The organism is Kitasatospora sp. NPDC001540 (assembly GCF_042894345.1).
GTDB lineage: Bacteria > Actinomycetota > Actinomycetes > Streptomycetales > Streptomycetaceae > Kitasatospora > Kitasatospora phosalacinea_C.
On record NZ_JBIAVO010000008.1, the window covers coordinates 115,251 to 131,391 of the forward strand.

Sequence of the window (16,141 nt, forward strand, 5' to 3'; positions counted from 1 at the left end):
CCGCTACTTGTCGATGTCGCCGACCACGAAGAACATCGAACCCAGGATCGCCACCATGTCGGCGACCAGCGTCCCCGGCAGCAGCTCGGTCAGCGCCTGGATGTTGTTGAAGGACGCCGAGCGCAGCTTGAGCCGCCACGGCGTCTTCTCGCCGCGCGAGACCAGGTAGTACCCGTTCAGGCCGAGCGGGTTCTCGGTCCAGGCGTACGTCTCGCCCTCCGGGGCCTTGAGCACCTTGGGCAGCCGCAGGTTGACCGGCCCGGCGGGCAGCTCGGCCAGCCGGTCCAGGCAGGCGTCGGCGAGGTCGAGCGCGTTGGCGGTCTGCTCCAGCAGGCACTCGAACCGGGCCAGGCAGTCGCCCTCCTCCCGGACGGCCACCTTCAGGACGTCCCGCAACTGCCCGTACGCGAGGTACGGCTCGTCGCGGCGCAGGTCGAAGTCGACGCCGCTGGCCCGGGCGATCGGCCCGCTGACGCCGTACGCGTGGACGTGCTCGCGGGAGAGGACGCCGACGCCCGCGGTGCGGCCGCGGAAGATCTCGTTGCCGAGGACGAGGTCCTCGAAGACCGGCAGCTGCCCGCGCACCACGCCGACCGCGCGGCGGACCCGGCCGAGCCAGCCGGCCGGCAGGTCCTCCTTGAGGCCGCCGACCCGGTTGAACATGTAGTGCATCCGGCCGCCGGAGGCCTCCTCCAGCACGTGCTGGAGCTCCTCGCGGCCGTTGAAGGAGTGGAAGATCGGCGTGATCCCGCCCAGCTCCAGCGGGTAGGAGCCGAGGAACATCAGGTGGTTGAGGACGCGGTTCAGCTCGGCCAGCAGCGTGCGCAGCCACACCGCCCGCTCGGGCACCTCCATGCCGAGCATCCGCTCGACGGCCAGCACCACGCCCAGCTCGTTGGCGAACGCGGACAGCCAGTCGTGCCGGTTGGCCAGCATGATGATCTGCCGGTAGTCACGGGCCTCGAACAGCTTCTCCGCGCCGCGGTGCATGTAGCCGATCACCGGCTCGGCGCTGGTGATCCGCTCGCCGTCGAGGACCAGCTTCAGGCGCAGCACGCCGTGCGTGGACGGGTGCTGGGGGCCGATGTTGAGCACCATGTCGGTGCTGCCGCCGTCGCCGGGGAGCGTCTGCGCGCCCGGACCGATGCCGACCGTGGTCTCCGTCATGGCCGTCGCCTCCTTCTACGAGGGGAGAGTCTGCCATCCCGGCAGGCCCGCGAGGTCCTCCGGTACCGGCATGCGGACGGCCTGGACCAGCCAGTGGAACGCGCCCAGCCCGGCCGGGTCGGTCAGCTCGGCCGCCTCCCCCGCACCGGCCAGCGCCCGCAGGTAGGCCGCCGGGTCGCTGCTCGCCAGCGCGAGCGGCGGCCGGGCCCCGCTGACGCCGAGCGCGCGCAGCGCCTCGCGCTGGGTGGCCAGCAGCGCCGGGTGCCCGGGCACGGCCGCCGCGTCGAGCGCGACGTGCGCGGTCAGGTCGCAGGAGCCGTCCGGGACGGGGGCGCACTCGCGGCCGTCCCGGAAGCCGGTCAGGGTGCCGAACGGCGGCCGGGCGGCGCGCAGGTGCGCGTAGTCGACGGCCACCGCGAGGCCGCGTTCCAGCGCGCCGACCGCGGCGGCCCAGGCGGCGTCCCGCGGTCCGCCGAGCTCGACCCGCTCCCCGTCCGGCCACCAGCGCCGGGCCCAGGCCGCGTCCGCCCCCGACACCGGCCCGCCGAGCCGCTCCGCCCCGTCCGGCGCGACCTCGACGTACCGCAGTCGCCCCTCCCCGTCGGGAGCGGGGTCCGGCTCGGCGAGGTCCAGCGGGACGTTGTCCAGCCACTCGTTGGCGAACAGCAGGCCCACGGCGCCCGACGGCAGCTCCGCCGACCAGTGCACCTCCGCGGGCAGGTCGGCCGGGCGGTCGGCCAGCTCCACCGCCCGCAGCCGCACCCGCCCGCGCAGGCCGTCCGGCAGCAGGGCCCGCACCGCGAGGACGAGTTCGCCCCGCCCGGCGCCGACGTCGACGAAGTCCAGCCGCTCCGGCCGGCCGAGCGCCGCGTCCACCCCGGCCAACAGCCGGACGACCGCGGCGGCGAACCGCGCGGAGGCGTGCACGGAGGTGCGGAAGTGCCCGGCCGGGCCCTCCGGCCTGCGGTAGAAGCCGCCGTCGGGCCGGTACAGGGCGTGTTCGATCGCGGGCCGCCACCGCATCCAGGTCATGGCCCACGACGGTACCGGGCGCCCGCGCCTCCACCCTGGGGAGTAGCCGCGGATCGCCCTCGCGGCGGAGCAGAACCCGCTCCCGGACTCCCTAGGCTGGAAGCGTGCACCGACTCAACGCCTGGTTCCGCCGACACCCCGTGGTCGTCGACTCCGGCTGGGCGCTGCTGGTCCTGATGCTGGGCGTGCTCGCCGCCGTCGAGTCCACCGGCGTGCCGGGCTCCCCGCTGCCGTCCTGGAAGCACTACACCGGCCTCGCGGTGGCCTTCCTGCTGCCCGCCCTGATGGTGGTGCGCCGCCGCTGGCCGGACGCCACCACCGCGGCGGCCGTCGTGCTCGGCCTCGGCCAGGTCGCGTTCGGCGTCGACCCCAACGCCTCGAGCATCGCCTACCTGGTGTTCGCCTACACCGGCGCCGCCTTCGGCCACGCCTGGACGTCCCGGCTGGCGCTGGCCGCGAGCCTGGCGGCCGGGCCGCTGACGCTGTGGCGGCTGACGCCCCCCGACCAGCGCGGGGACGGCTACAAGGCGGTGTTCCTGGCCGCCCTGATGACCACCCCGTTCGTGCTGTGCTGGGCCTGGGGCCGGCTCACCCGGGTCCGCCGCGCCTACCTGGTCGAGCTGGAGGACCGGGCCGCCCGGCTGGAGCGCGAGCGCGACGCCCAGGCCCAGGTCGCGGTCGCCGCCGAGCGGGCCCGGATCGCCCGCGAGCTGCACGACGTGGTCGCGCACAACGTCTCGGTGATGATCGTCCAGGCCGACGGCGCCGCCTACGTGCTGGACTCCTCCCCGCAGCAGGCCAAGGAGGCGCTGGGCACCATCGCCTCCACCGGCCGCCAGGCCCTCGCCGAGATGCGCCGCCTGCTGGGCGTGCTGCGCACCGCCGACACCGCGGGCGAGTACGTGCCGCAGCCCGGCGTCGAGGAGCTCCCCGAGCTGCTGGAGCAGGTCCGCACGGCCGGCCTGCCGGTCGACTTCACCGCCACCGGCGAGGTCCGCGAGCTGCCCCGCGGCCTGGAGCTGACCGTCTACCGGATCGTCCAGGAGGCCCTCACCAACGTCCGCAAGCACGGCGGCCCGAACGCCCGCGCCAAGGTCGCCGTCGACTTCCGCCCCGCCGACCTGGAGGTCCTGGTCGAGGACGACGGCCGCGGCTCCACCCGCGAACAGCTCGTCGGCGGCGCCGACGGGCTCGGCCACGGCCTGATCGGCATGCGCGAACGCGTCGGTATGGTCAGCGGCAGCCTGGACGTCGGGCCCCGGCCCGGCGGCGGCTTCCGGATCCGGGCCGTCCTCCCCCTCAGAACGCCCAAGTGAACGTAGAAGGAGACCCGACCCGCATGCCGATCCGCGTGATGCTCGTCGACGACCAGGAACTGCTGCGCACCGGGTTCCGGATGGTCCTGCAGTCGCAGGGCGACATCGAGATCGCCGCCGAGGCGGGCGACGGCCAGCAGGCCGTCGACGTGCTGCGCACCGCCGAGGTCGACGTGATCCTGATGGACGTCCGGATGCCCCGGCTCGACGGCGTCCAGGCCACCCGCCGGATCTGCCTCGACGAGCACGGCCACCCCGTCGAGGGCGCCCCCCGGGTCCTCATCCTCACCACCTTCGACCTGGACGAGTACGCCTTCGCCGCGCTCAAGGCCGGCGCGTCCGGCTTCCTGCTCAAGGACGTCCCGCCCACCGAACTGGTCGCCGCGATCCGCTCCGTCCACGGCGGCGACGCGGTGGTCGCCCCCACCACCACCCGCCGCATGATCGACCGCTTCGCCGAGGTGCTCCCCACCCCCGCCAGCACCCCCGGCTCCCCCGTCCTCGCCCCCCTCACCGACCGCGAGCGCGAGGTCTTCCTGCTCGTCGCCCAGGGCCTCTCCAACGGCGAGATCGCCGCCCGCCTGGTCCTCTCCGAGGCCACGGTCAAGACCCACGTCGGCCGCATCCTCGCCAAGCTCTCCCTCCGCGACCGCGTCCAGGCCGTCGTCCTCGCCTACGAGAACGGCCTCGTCCGCGCCGGCGAGACCCCCTGACGGGGGGCTCCCCGTCCCTGCCCCCACCCGCCCACCCGTGCGCCTCCCGCCCAAGTGCCCCGCCCCGCCAGGGGCGCGAGGAACTGCGCGCCCGGCCACCCGCCCCGCCGCACCTGCCCGTCCAGCCCCCCCGGCACCCACCCACGCCTCCGCCCACGCGGGCTGTCGGCGCACGGGTGGGTGGGCGGGCGGCAAACCCCCGTACCATTGACCGGTACGTCTGGTACCCCTAGAGGACTGGAACGGAAGAGTGCTGCCCGACTTCGGAGACCCCTCCGACCCCGGTAACCGCCCCGCCCGGCTCGCCGTCGGCGTCGTCGGCGCGGGCCGCGTCGGACCCGCCCTGGGTGCCGCCCTGCAGCTCGCGGGCCACCGCGTCGTCGCCGCGTCCGGCGTCTCCGCCGCGTCCCGCCGCCGCGCCGAGGCCCTGCTGCCCGGCGTCCGGCTGGTGACGCCCCCGCAGGTGATGGCGGCGGCGGACCTGGTGCTGCTGACCGTCCCGGACGACGCGCTGCCCGACCTGGTGCAGGGCCTGACCGCGACCGGCGCCGTCCGTCCCGGCCAGTTGCTCGTGCACACCTCGGGCGCGCACGGCGTGGCCGTCCTGGAGCCCGCCACCCGCGCGGGCGCGCTGCCGCTGGCGCTGCACCCGGCGATGACCTTCACCGGCACCTCGGTGGACGTGGCCCGGCTGGCCGGCTGCCCGTTCGGGGTGACCGCCCCGGAGGAGCTGCGCCCGGTCGCCGAGGCCCTGGTCGTGGAGATGGGCGGCGAGCCGTCCTGGATCCCGGAGGAGGTCCGTCCGCTCTACCACACGGCCCTCGCGCACGGCGCGAACCACCTGGTCACGCTGGTCGCGCAGGCGATGGAGCTGCTGCGCACCGCCGGGGTCGCCGAACCCGGCCAGATGCTCGGCCCGCTGCTGGGCGCGGCCCTGGACAACGCCCTGCGCTCGGGCGACCTGGCGCTGACCGGCCCGGTGGCCCGCGGCGACGTCGGGACGGTGCGCACGCACCTGGACCGACTCGCTACGGTGACCCCGGACATCGGCCAGGCGTACCGGGCGATGGCCCGGGCCACCGCGCAGCGCGCGGTGGCGGGCGGCACGTTGAAGCCGGAGCCGGCGGCGGCGCTGCTGGACGTACTGAACGAGGAGAAGCACTGATGGCACGCGACAGGCGCCCGGCGAAGGCCCCGAAGCCGGCGAAGGTCCGCAAGGCGGTGCTGACCCGCACCGTGGAGGAGTTCGAGGCCGCGTTCTGGCCGGACGAACAGCCGGTGGACAACGCCGTGGTGATGACCATGGGCGCGCTGCACGCGGGCCACGCGGCGCTGGTGCGCGAGGCCCGCCGCCAGGTCGGCAAGGACGGCCGGGTGGCCGTGACGGTGTTCGTGAACCCGCTGCAGTTCGGCGCGGGCGAGGACCTTGACCGCTACCCGCGCACCCTGGACGCGGACGTCGCGCTGGCCGAGGAGATGGGCGCCGACGTGGTGTTCGCCCCGTCCGTGGACGAGGTGTACCCGAACGGCGAGCCGCTGGTGCGGCTCTCGGCGGGCCCGATGGGCGAGGGCTTCGAGGGCGCGTCCCGCCCGGGCCACTTCGACGGGGTGCTGACCGTCGTCGCCAAGCTGCTGCACATCACCGACCCGGACTTCGCGGTGTTCGGCGAGAAGGACGCCCAGCAACTGGCGATCGTCCGCCGGATGGTCGCCGACCTGGACTTCGACGTCGAGGTGGTCGGCGTCCCGACCGTCCGCGAGGAGGACGGCCTGGCGCTGTCCTCCCGCAACCGCTTCCTCTCCGAGGCCGAGCGCACCCGGGCGCTCGCCCTCTCCCGCGCCCTGTTCGCGGGCCGGGACGCCGGCGCGCAGGGCCCGAAGGCCGTCCGCGAGGCGGCCGCCGCCGTGCTGGAGGGCGCGGACGGCATCTCCCTCGACTACCTCGCCCTGATCGATCCGCTGTCCTTCACCGAGGCGCCGGACGACTTCCGGGGCGAGGCGGTGCTCGCCGTCGCGGCCAGGGTCGGCTCGACCCGGCTGATCGACAACGTGAGCGTCATCGTCCGCTAGGACGCCCCGGGCGGCCGCTGTCCACGGGCACCGGCCGCCCGTCCACCCGGTAGGCACCACCAGGCATGCACTCACAGGAGGCGTGACCCATGTTCCGCACCATGCTCAAGTCCAAGATCCACCGCGCCACCGTCACCCAGGCCGACCTGCACTACGTGGGCTCGGTGACGGTCGACGAGGACCTGCTCGACGCCGCGGACCTGCTCCCCGGCGAGCTGGTCCACATCGTCGACATCAACAACGGCGCCCGGCTGGAGACCTACACCATCGCCGGGCCGCGCGGCTCGGGCGTCATAGGCATCAACGGGGCCGCCGCCCGCCTGGTCCACCCCGGCGACCTGGTGATCCTGATCGCCTACGGGCAGATGGACACCGCCGAGGCCAAGGCGTACCTGCCGAAGGTGGTCTTCGTCGACGAGCACAACCGGATCACCGGCCTCGGCGGCGACCCCGCGGACGCCCCCGAGGGCAGCGGACTGCTGCGCGGCGACGCCGCGTACGGTGGTGCGAACGGCGCGGCCGACGCCGCCGCGCGCTGAAGGAGTAGCTGAACCCATGTCGCACCGCCTGACCGCCCCCGCCCCCGGCTGGACCACGAGCACCGACGTGGTCGTGGTCGGCTCCGGCGTGGCCGGGCTCACCGTCGCGCTCAACGCCCGCAAGGCCGGCCTGCGGGCCATGGTGGTCACCAAGGCGGTGCTGGACGAGGGCTCCACCCGCTGGGCCCAGGGCGGCATCGCCGCCGCCCTGGGCGAGGGGGACACCCCCGAGCAGCACCTGCAGGACACCCTGGTCGCGGGCGCCGGCCTGTGCGACGAGGAGGCGGTGCGCGCCCTGGTCACCGAGGGCCCGGACGCGGTGCGCCGGCTCATCGAGGTCGGCGCCGAGTTCGACCTCGACGAGGACGGCGAGATCGTGCTGACCCGCGAGGGCGGCCACCACCGCCGCCGGATCGCGCACGCGGGCGGCGACGCCACCGGCGCCGAGATCGAGCGCGCCCTGGTCGCCGCGATCGAGGCCGACCCGGGCCTGGAACTGATCGAGCACGCCCTCGTCCTGGACCTGCTCACCGACGCCGACGGTCACGCCTCCGGCGTCACCCTGCACGTGATGGGCGAGGGCCAGCGCGACGGCGTCGGCGCGATCCTGGCCCGGGCCGTGGTGCTGGCCACCGGCGGCATGGGCCAGGTCTTCGAGGCCACCAGCAACCCGGCGGTCTCCACCGGCGACGGCGTCGCGCTCGCCCTGCGGGCCGGGGCCGAGGTCACCGACCTGGAGTTCGTCCAGTTCCACCCGACCGTGCTCTGGCTCGGCCCGGACGCCAAGGGCCAGCAGCCGCTGGTCTCCGAGGCGGTCCGCGGCGAGGGCGCGCACCTGGTCGACGCGGACGGGGTGCGCTTCATGGTCGGCCAGCACGAACTGGCCGAGCTCGCCCCGCGCGACATCGTCGCCAAGGGGATCATCCGCCGGATGCACGCCAAGGGCACCCGGCACATGTACCTGGACGGGCGGCACTTCGGCGCCGAGATGTGGGAGCACCGCTTCCCCACCATCCTGGCCGCCTGCCGGGCCAACGGCATCGACCCGGTCACCGAGCCGATCCCGGTCGCCCCGGCCGCCCACCACGCCTCCGGCGGCGTGCGCACCGACCTGCACGGCCGCACCACCGTCCCGGGCCTGTACGCCTGCGGCGAGGTCGCCTGCACCGGCGTGCACGGCGCCAACCGGCTGGCCTCCAACTCGCTGCTGGAGGGCCTGGTCTTCGCCGAGCGGATCGCCGCCGACCTGGCCGCGCTGAACGCCGCCGGGCGGCTCCCGGCCCGGACGGTCAACATCGGTGCCGCGCAGGCCGCCACGCCCGTCCCGCTGCTGCCCGCCGGGGCCCGCGGCGAGCTCCAGCACCTGATGTCCGCCGGCGCGGGCGTGCTCCGCTCCGCGGAGTCGCTGGCCGCCACCGCCAAGGGCCTGGCCGCCCTGGCCGACCCGGCCCACGGCGCCGACCCGTCGGTGGAGACCTGGGAGGCCACCAACCTGTACCAGGTCGCCACCGCCCTCACCACCTCCGCCGCCCTCCGCGAGGAGACCCGCGGCTGCCACTGGCGCGAGGACTTCCCCGACCGCGACGACGCCCACTGGCACCGCCACGTCGTCCACCCGCTCGCCGACTGACGCCCACCGCCCCGCACCGCCACCGCCCCGCACCGCCCCGCCGAAACTGGAGCTCCCCACCATGTCCCACTCCGAACTCCCCCTCCTGTCCACCGAGTCCGGCGGCTGCGGCGACGGCTGCGCGTGCGGCGAGGGCGAGGAGTACGAGACCGGGCTCGACCCGGCGCTGGCCGCGCTGCTGGAGGAGGCCGGGCTGGACCCGGTCGAGGTCGAGGACGTGGCGATGATGGCCCTGTCCGAGGACCTGGCGGGCGGCGAGGACGTCACCTCGGTGGCGACCGTCCCGGCCGAGGCCGTCGCGACCGCCGACTTCACCGCCCGCCAGGCGGGCGTGGTGGCCGGTCTGCGGGTAGCGGAGGCCGTGGTCTCGCTGGTGTGCGAGGAGGAGTTCGAGGTCGAGCGGCACGTCGAGGACGGCGAACTCGTCGCCCCCGGCCAGGTGCTGCTGTCGGTGCGCAGCCGCACCCGCGACCTGCTGACCGCCGAGCGCTCGGCGCTGAACCTGCTCTGCCACCTGTCCGGCATCGCGACCGCGACCCGCGCCTGGGCGGACGCCCTGGAGGGCACCGGCGCGGTGGTCCGCGACACCCGCAAGACCACCCCGGGCCTGCGCGCGCTGGAGAAGTTCGCGGTGCGGGCGGGCGGCGGCGCCAACCACCGGATGGCGCTCTCCGACGCGGCGCTGGTGAAGGACAACCACGTGGTCGCGGCGGGCGGCGTCGCCGAGGCGTTCACCGCCGTCCGGGAGGCGTTCCCGGAGCTGCCGATCGAGGTCGAGGTGGACACGATCGAGCAGATCGCCCCCGTCCTGGAGGCGGGCGCGGACCTGATCCTGCTGGACAACTTCTCCACCGAGCAGCTGCGCGAGGCGGTCGCCCTGGTCGCGGGCCGGGCGAAGCTGGAGGCTTCCGGCGGCCTGACCCTGGCCACCGCGCGCGAGGTCGCGGAGACTGGTGTCGACTACCTGGCCGTCGGCGCCCTGACGCACTCCGCGCCGATCCTGGACATCGGCCTGGACCTCCGCAGCTCCTGACCCTTCGAAGCAGAAAGCGCCCCATGCTCCTCACCATCGACGTCGGCAACACCCAGACCACGCTCGGCCTGTTCGACGGCGAGGAGATCGTCGAGCACTGGCGGATCTCCACCGACCCGCGCCGCACCGCGGACGAACTGGCCGTGCTGATGCAGGGGTTGATGGGCGCCCACCCGATCGTCTCGGCGGACGACCGGGTGGCCGGCCTGGCGATCTGCTCCTCCGTCCCGGCGGTGCTGCACGAGCTGCGCGAGGTGACCCGCCGCTACTACGGGGACGTCCCGGCGGTGATCGTCGAGCCGGGCGTGAAGACCGGCGTCCACGTGCTGATGGACAACCCGAAGGAGGTCGGCGCGGACCGGATCGTCAACGCGCTGGCCGCCAACCACCTGTACGGCGGCCCGTGCATCGTGGTCGACTTCGGCACCGCCACCACCTTCGACGCGATCAACGCCCGCGGCGACTACGTGGGCGGCGCGATCGCCCCGGGCATCGAGATCTCGGTGGACGCCCTGGGCGGCCGCACCGCGATGCTCCGCAAGATCGAACTGGCCCGCCCGCGCAACGTGATCGGCAAGAACACCGTCGAGGGCATGCAGTCCGGCATCCTGTACGGCTTCGCCGGGCAGGTCGACGGCCTGGTCAACCGGATGGCCAAGGAACTGGCCAAGGACCCGAACGACGTCCAGGTGATCGCCACCGGCGGCCTGGCCCCGCTGGTGCTGGGCGAGGCCGACTCGATCGACGTGCACGAGCCCTGGCTGACCCTGATCGGCCTGCGCCTGGTCTTCGAGCGCAACCGTCCGGCCACGGCCGCCTGACGCCCCGTCGGCCCCCGGGCCCCGGACCCCTCGGACGGGGGGTCCGGGGCCCGTCGCGCTCCCCCACCGCAGCTCGGGAACGGATGCACCATCTCATAGGCCAATCGGGACAAACACGTCATCAATCGCCATAAGTCGGACGTACGCCACGTACTGTCGACCCATGCCAACGCCACACGGATCGCGCGGCGGCATGGCCTTCAGCGCCGACGAAGTCCGGGTGCTGCGCCGTGTCCTCGCCCAAGCCCTCTACCCGGCCGCCCCCGACCGGCTCCCGGCGCCCGCCGCGGCCGTCGAACTGTGGGCGGAGGACGTCCAGGACGCGCTTCGGCTGACCGAGGCGATCGACGAGGCGGTCCAGGAGGGCGGGCGGCTGCGCGCCTTCATGCTCACCGACCTGACCCGCTACCGCGCCGCCCTGCCCGGGAGCGCCCGGGGCTACCTGGACCGCCTGGAGGAGGCCGTCACCGACGGCTACCTGCCCACCGCCGAGGACCTGTCGGCGCTGCGCTCGCTGTCCCGCCAGCCGTGCGGCCCGCACGAGCGGGCCCGCCGCTCCCGGCTCGCCGGACGCTGCCACGCGCTCGCCGAGGCCGAGGTCCGCGAGCGGCTCTCCCTCGGCTCCGGACAGCGGCACCTCGCCGCGGTGCCCAGCCCCGCGTCCGAACCCCAGCCCGCCACCCCAGTTGGAGGACGGTTCCCGATGAGCGACCAGCAACCCCAGCCCCCCACCGACCGCCCCCGCCCCCGCCGGATGCCCACCCCCGCCGAACTCTTCGGCCGCCGCTCCCGCCCGACCCCCCACCAGGACCCCCCGGACGACGAGAACCGCCCGGAACTCGCCACCGGCACCGACGGCTGAACCCCGTCCCCCCGCAGGCCCCCTCCCCTCCGGAGGGGGCTCGAGCCGTTCGGTAACGTTTCGGCAAAGATTCGATCTGATACGAACCTCCCTGCCCCGAAGTGTCCGGTTCGAGCGCCCTCGGTGGCTGGATCCCGCCCCTAGGGTCTTCCCGCACACACCGTGCACACGGAACCCTTTGGGGGGATCATGCGCACCTCGCGCTCCCGTTCGCTCGGGCTCGCCACCACGCTGGCCGCGCTCGCCCTGGGCGGCACCGTCGCCCCGGCCGCTCACGCGGCCGACAGCACGCTGAAGATCGAGGCCCCCGACGCCGTCGCGGTCGACCCGCACTCCACGGCCCCGGACCACGGCAGCAACTCGACCCAGGTCCACCTGGACCTGACGCTCTCCAACGCCCCGATGAGCGCCATGGGCAGGGTCACCGTCGACCTGGCCCCGCTGCAGGGCATCGCCTCGGTCTCGGTCCTGTCCCAGGGCTGCACCACCTCCGGGCAGGTGCTGACCTGCGACGCGATGTCGATGTACGGCGGCAAGCAGGGCCTGGACCTCTACCTGTACGGCCCCGACGCCGCCAAGGCCGCGGGCAGCTCCGCCGTCCTGCACACCACCGCGGTGTTCAACGGCGCGACCGCCTCCGCCGACACCAAGGTGACCCTCGGTGGCAGCAACGTGGTGGGCGAGGAGCTCCCGACCAACCGGGACCTCAAGCCCGGCGACACCTGGACGCCGGAGCTCAAGGTCACCAACAAGGGCCAGCTCCCCGCCTCCCAGCTCTACCTGACCTTCACCGGCGGGATGGAGCTCTCCTTCCTGCCGCAGTTCTCCAACTGCCAGTACGCCACCGAGGGCAACATCCAGATCTGCACCGTCCACACGGCGGTGGAGCCCGGCGAGACGGTCACCCTCTCCCCGATCGGCTTCAAGGTCGGCTCCGACGCGTACTACTCGTACGAGGACGTCGAAATCACCACGACCGCACCGGACCTGAGCGGCTGGCTGGGCCAGTTCCACTTCGTCCCGGGGCAGTCCTCCACCAAGCTGACCGTCGTCGGCAAGCCGGACACCAGCACCCCCAACGGGGTGATCGACTTCGAGCGCGGCAACTACCTCAGCCTGCAGGCGACCGTCCCGAACACCGCGGACTTCGCCGCCACCGGCAGCTGGGCGCCCGAAGCGGGCAAGCAGCAGGGCAAGTTGACCGTCGGCCTGGTCAACAACGGTCCGGCGTCGATCGACTGGCGCAGCGGCACCCACCCGGCCAACGTCCGGGTGGACCTGCCCGCGCAGGCCAAGGTGCTGCAGAAGCCGGACAACTGCTACCCGGCCAGCACGGACCCCGCGGTCAACGCCTTCACCTGCCAGACCACGCCCTACGTCAAGAACGGCTACCGGGCCTCCTTCGACTTCACCGTCCAGGCCGACCCGGCGGCGAAGCTCTCCGCCGTGGTGACCCTGCCCTCGCTGGGCGAGGACAACCAGGAGAGCGGCAAGCCCTGGGACCACAACAAGGCCAACGACGTGGTGACCGTCGCCCTCGGCGGCGAGGCGTCCACCGGCACGCCGTCCCCGCAGCCGAGCCAGTCGACCGGCACCGGCACCGGCGGCACCGACCCGTCCGCCTCCCCCTCGCCCGCCCCGGGCACCTCGTCGGCCGTGCCGTCGCCGAGCGCGAGCGCGAGCCCGAGCACCGGCCAGAACGGCACCGGCGGCAGCACCGGCGGCACCGGCAACCTGGCCTCCACCGGTGGCGGCCAGGGCAGCGGCACCCTGCTCGGCCTGGGCATCGGCGCCATCGCGCTGGGCGGCGGCGTGGTCCTCGTCACCCGCCGTCGCAAGGCCGGCGCGCAGCAGTGACGTCCCCGGTTCCCCGGGCGGCCCGCGCGGGCGGTCCGGGGAACCGGCGCGTCCGGGGGCGCCGCCCGGATATCCCGTGGCGGAGCAGGCCGTGAGCCTGGCTACCCTGGTGGGGTGAGCGATCAGAGCACTCTCCCCGCGACCGACGACCTTCCCGAGCAGATGCGCGTCCGGCGCGAGAAGCTGGACCGGCTCCGGGCGGCCGGCATCGACCCGTACCCGGTCGGTTTCCCCCGCACCACCACCATCGCCGAGCTGCGCGAGAAGCACCCCGACCTGGCCCCGGACACCGCCACCGGCGAGCGGGTCGGCGTCACCGGCCGGGTGGTCCTGGCCCGCACCGGCGGCAAGCTCTGCTTCGCCACGCTGCGCGACGGCTCCGGCGACCTCCAGGTGATGCTGTCCCTGGACAAGCTGGGCGCCGAGCGGCTGGCCGCCTGGAAGGGCGACATCGACCTCGGCGACCAGGTCGGCGTCGAGGGCGAGGTGATCACCTCCAAGCGCGGCGAGCTCAGCGTGATGGTCGACCGCTGGGAGCTCACCGCGAAGTGCCTGCGCCCGCTGCCCGACAAGCACAAGGGCCTGAGCGACCCGGAGGCCCGGGTCCGCCAGCGGTACGTGGACCTGATCGTGAACCCCGAGGCGCGCGAGATGCTGCAGCTGCGCACCAAGGTGATCCGCTCGATCCGCCGCACCTACGAGGACCGCGGCTACCTCGAGGTCGAGACCCCGATGCTGCAGCCGATCCACGGCGGCGCCAACGCCCGCCCGTTCAAGACCCACATCAACGCGTACGACATCGAGCTGTACCTGCGCATCGCCACCGAGCTGTACCTCAAGCGCCTGGTGGTCGGCGGCGCCGAGAAGGTCTTCGAGATCAACCGGAACTTCCGCAACGAGGGCGCGGACGCCACCCACAACCCGGAGTTCACCGCCCTGGAGTCGTACGAGGCGTACGGCGACTACGACACCCAGGCCGAGCTGATCCGGGCGATCGTCGTCAATGCCGCCCGGGACGCGCTGGGCACCACCGTGGTCAGGGGCGTCGGCCCGGACGGCGCCGAGCACGAGATCGACCTGGCCGAGCCCTGGGAGGAGGTCTCGGTCTACCCGGGCATCTCCGCCCACCTGGGCACCGAGGTCACCCCCGCCACCTCCGTCGAGGAGCTGCGCGAGCTGGCCGCCAAGCACGACCTGGACCAGTACCTGGACCCGAACTGGGACCACGGGCAGATCGTGCTGGAGCTGATCGAGCGCCTGCTGGAGCACCACGCGATCAAGCCGACCTTCATCAAGGACTACCCGACCTCGGTCTCCCCGCTGACCCGGCAGCACCGCTCGATCGAGGGCGTCGCGGAGAAGTGGGACCTGGTGATCTTCGGCACCGAGATCGGCACCGCCTACTCCGAGCTGATCGACCCGGTCGAGCAGCGCGCCCGGCTGACCGCGCAGTCCCTGCTGGCGGCCGGCGGCGACGTCGAGGCGATGCAGCTGGACGAGGACTTCCTGCGCGCCCTGGAGTACGCGATGCCGCCCACCGGCGGCCTCGGCCTGGGCGTGGACCGCCTGATCATGCTGCTCACCGGCAAGAACATCCGCGAGACGGTGCTCTTCCCGCTGGTGAAGCCGGAGAAGGCCGCGAAGAGCGAGAAGGCCGCGGACGCGGCCGAGTCCGACACCACCGAGGAGTAACCGATGGAGTACGTCAGCGCGATCGTCCCGCCGCTGGTCATGGCGGTCGGTTTCGCCTTCCTGGTGCGGGCCATCATCCGCAGCCAGGGCGGCGCCCAGAAGGCGAAGGAGGACGCCGCGGCCGAGGCCATGGCCGCGCGTTCCGCCGCCGAATAACGGCCACCGCGGCGGGGGGGGGGGGGGGGGGGGGGGGGGGGGCGGGGGGCGGCCCCCCGCCCCCCGGGGGGGGGGGGGGGGGGGGGGGGTGGGCGGGCGCGGCGGGGGGGGGGGGGGGGGGGGCGCGGGGCCCCCCCCGGGCGGGGCGGGCCCCGCCCCCCCCCCCCCCCCCCGCCCCCGCGCCCCGCGCCCGCCCCCCCCCCCCCCCCCCCCCCCCCCCCCCCGCCGCGTTTGACGTTTGCCGCCTTTTGTCCGCATCGGTCCTATCCTTGGCGGCACTATGGCGCGGCAACTCGGAGAACTCGAGAACGACATCATGACCCGGGTGTGGCAGTGGAACCGCCCGGTCACGGTTCGGGAGGTTCTGCAGGATCTGCGGTCGGAACGCGAAATCGCCTACACCACCGTGATGACGGTGCTGGACAAGCTCCACCGAAAGGGCTGGGTGCGCCGCGAGCGCGCGGGGCGCGCGTACCGATATGAACCGGTCTCCTCCCGGGAGGCGTACACCGCCGCGCTGATGAACGACGCGTGGGCGACGAGCGACAATCCGGCCGCGGCCCTGGTGCACTTCTTCGGGATGATGTCGCCGGAACAGCGCGAGTGGCTGCGCGACGCACTGCGGGTGGCGGGCGCCGATACCGAGGAGACCGGGCCGCCCGCGGCACGATAACGTTCCCCGGCATGGAGGTCACCATCCGCCGTGCGCGGACCACCGACGTGCGCGCCATCCGCCGGCTCATCGACACCTACTCCCGGAACGGGATTCTGCTCGACAAGCCGACCGTCACGCTGTTCGAATCCGTCCAGGAGTTCTGGGTCGCCGAACGCGACGAGGACGGCCGGGTGGTGGCCTGCGGGGCGCTCCACGTGATGTGGGAGGACCTCGCCGAGGTGCGCACCCTCGCGGTGGACCCGGTCTGCAAGGGGCTCGGCATCGGGCACCAGCTGCTGGACAAGCTGCTGGAGACCGCGCGCTGGCTCGGCGTCCGTCGGATTTTCTGCCTGACGTTCGAGGTTCCGTTCTTCTCGAAACACGGCTTCGTGGAGATCGGCGAAAACGACGATCGTACGGCAGACCCCGCCGCCGTGGCCACGGAAGTCTATGAAGAACTCCTGCGCTCGTACGACGAAGGCGTCGCCGAGTTCCTCGACCTGGAGCGGGTGAAGCCGAACACGCTGGGCAACTCGCGGATGCTGCTGCACCTGTGAGTCATGCCCGGCGGCACGACCTGCGACACAGGGGTTTGTGT

Annotated in this window: 16 protein-coding genes; 14 read left to right on the forward strand and 2 right to left on the reverse strand. The window is 73.9% G+C overall.

Annotated elements, in window-relative coordinates; all coding sequences use genetic code 11:
• Positions 1 to 3: 3 nt before the first annotated feature.
• Positions 4 to 1,167: an NADH-quinone oxidoreductase subunit D gene (locus tag ACFY00_RS12945; protein ID WP_388030455.1), complete on the reverse strand. Its 1,164-nt coding sequence runs from the start codon at positions 1,165 to 1,167 to the stop codon at positions 4 to 6.
• A 15-nt stretch (positions 1,168 to 1,182) separates the two neighbouring features.
• Positions 1,183 to 2,199: an SAM-dependent methyltransferase gene (locus tag ACFY00_RS12950; RefSeq protein ID WP_388030457.1), complete on the reverse strand. Its 1,017-nt coding sequence runs from the start codon at positions 2,197 to 2,199 to the stop codon at positions 1,183 to 1,185.
• Between the two features lie 104 nt (positions 2,200 to 2,303).
• Here ACFY00_RS12950 and ACFY00_RS12955 point away from each other — a divergent pair, with 104 nt between their 5' ends.
• The 14 genes from ACFY00_RS12955 to ACFY00_RS13020 all read left to right on the forward strand — a co-directional run bounded on the left by ACFY00_RS12955 (position 2,304) and on the right by ACFY00_RS13020 (position 16,100).
• A complete protein-coding gene (locus ACFY00_RS12955; protein ID WP_388030458.1) occupies positions 2,304 to 3,515 on the forward strand; it encodes a sensor histidine kinase in 1,212 nt (403 codons plus the stop codon).
• A 23-nt stretch (positions 3,516 to 3,538) separates the two neighbouring features.
• A complete protein-coding gene (locus ACFY00_RS12960) occupies positions 3,539 to 4,228 on the forward strand; it encodes a response regulator (protein ID WP_388030459.1) in 690 nt (229 codons plus the stop codon).
• Positions 4,229 to 4,478: 250 nt separating this feature from the next.
• Positions 4,479 to 5,393: a Rossmann-like and DUF2520 domain-containing protein gene (locus ACFY00_RS12965; RefSeq protein WP_388030461.1), complete on the forward strand. Its 915-nt coding sequence runs from the start codon at positions 4,479 to 4,481 to the stop codon at positions 5,391 to 5,393.
• Entirely contained in the window at positions 5,393 to 6,298 is a 906-nt protein-coding gene (gene panC, locus ACFY00_RS12970) for a pantoate--beta-alanine ligase (RefSeq protein ID WP_388030462.1), read from the forward strand. The genes ACFY00_RS12965 and panC overlap by 1 nt, the downstream gene beginning before the upstream one ends.
• A gap of 89 nt (positions 6,299 to 6,387) precedes the next feature.
• Entirely contained in the window at positions 6,388 to 6,837 is a 450-nt protein-coding gene (gene panD / locus ACFY00_RS12975) for an aspartate 1-decarboxylase (RefSeq protein WP_285735799.1), read from the forward strand.
• 16 nt (positions 6,838 to 6,853) lie between these two features.
• Positions 6,854 to 8,467, forward strand: coding sequence for an L-aspartate oxidase (locus ACFY00_RS12980; protein ID WP_388030465.1), 1,614 nt, complete (start codon positions 6,854 to 6,856; stop codon positions 8,465 to 8,467).
• Positions 8,468 to 8,528: 61 nt separating this feature from the next.
• Positions 8,529 to 9,500: a carboxylating nicotinate-nucleotide diphosphorylase gene (nadC, locus tag ACFY00_RS12985; RefSeq protein WP_388030467.1), complete on the forward strand. Its 972-nt coding sequence runs from the start codon at positions 8,529 to 8,531 to the stop codon at positions 9,498 to 9,500.
• A 23-nt stretch (positions 9,501 to 9,523) separates the two neighbouring features.
• Positions 9,524 to 10,321 carry a type III pantothenate kinase gene (locus ACFY00_RS12990; protein WP_388030469.1) on the forward strand — a complete coding sequence of 266 codons (798 nt, stop codon included), beginning with the start codon at positions 9,524 to 9,526 and terminating at the stop codon, positions 10,319 to 10,321.
• Positions 10,322 to 10,484: 163 nt separating this feature from the next.
• Positions 10,485 to 11,183 carry a hypothetical protein gene (locus ACFY00_RS12995; protein WP_388030471.1) on the forward strand — a complete coding sequence of 233 codons (699 nt, stop codon included), beginning with the start codon at positions 10,485 to 10,487 and terminating at the stop codon, positions 11,181 to 11,183.
• A 189-nt stretch (positions 11,184 to 11,372) separates the two neighbouring features.
• Positions 11,373 to 13,040, forward strand: a complete 1,668-nt coding sequence (locus ACFY00_RS13000) for an LPXTG cell wall anchor domain-containing protein (RefSeq protein ID WP_388030472.1) — start codon at positions 11,373 to 11,375, stop codon at positions 13,038 to 13,040.
• 114 nt (positions 13,041 to 13,154) lie between these two features.
• Positions 13,155 to 14,732, forward strand: coding sequence for a bifunctional lysylphosphatidylglycerol synthetase/lysine--tRNA ligase LysX (gene lysX / locus ACFY00_RS13005; RefSeq protein WP_388030474.1), 1,578 nt, complete (start codon positions 13,155 to 13,157; stop codon positions 14,730 to 14,732).
• Between the two features lie 3 nt (positions 14,733 to 14,735).
• Complete coding sequence (locus tag ACFY00_RS13010) at positions 14,736 to 14,888, forward strand: hypothetical protein (RefSeq protein WP_199528246.1); 153 nt, start codon at positions 14,736 to 14,738, stop codon at positions 14,886 to 14,888.
• A 280-nt stretch (positions 14,889 to 15,168) separates the two neighbouring features.
• Positions 15,169 to 15,561 (forward strand): BlaI/MecI/CopY family transcriptional regulator, encoded by a 393-nt coding sequence (locus ACFY00_RS13015; protein ID WP_388030476.1) that lies wholly within the window; start codon positions 15,169 to 15,171, stop codon positions 15,559 to 15,561.
• Between the two features lie 11 nt (positions 15,562 to 15,572).
• Positions 15,573 to 16,100: an amino-acid N-acetyltransferase gene (locus ACFY00_RS13020; RefSeq protein ID WP_033213782.1), complete on the forward strand. Its 528-nt coding sequence runs from the start codon at positions 15,573 to 15,575 to the stop codon at positions 16,098 to 16,100.
• The last annotated feature ends 41 nt before the right edge of the window (positions 16,101 to 16,141 follow it).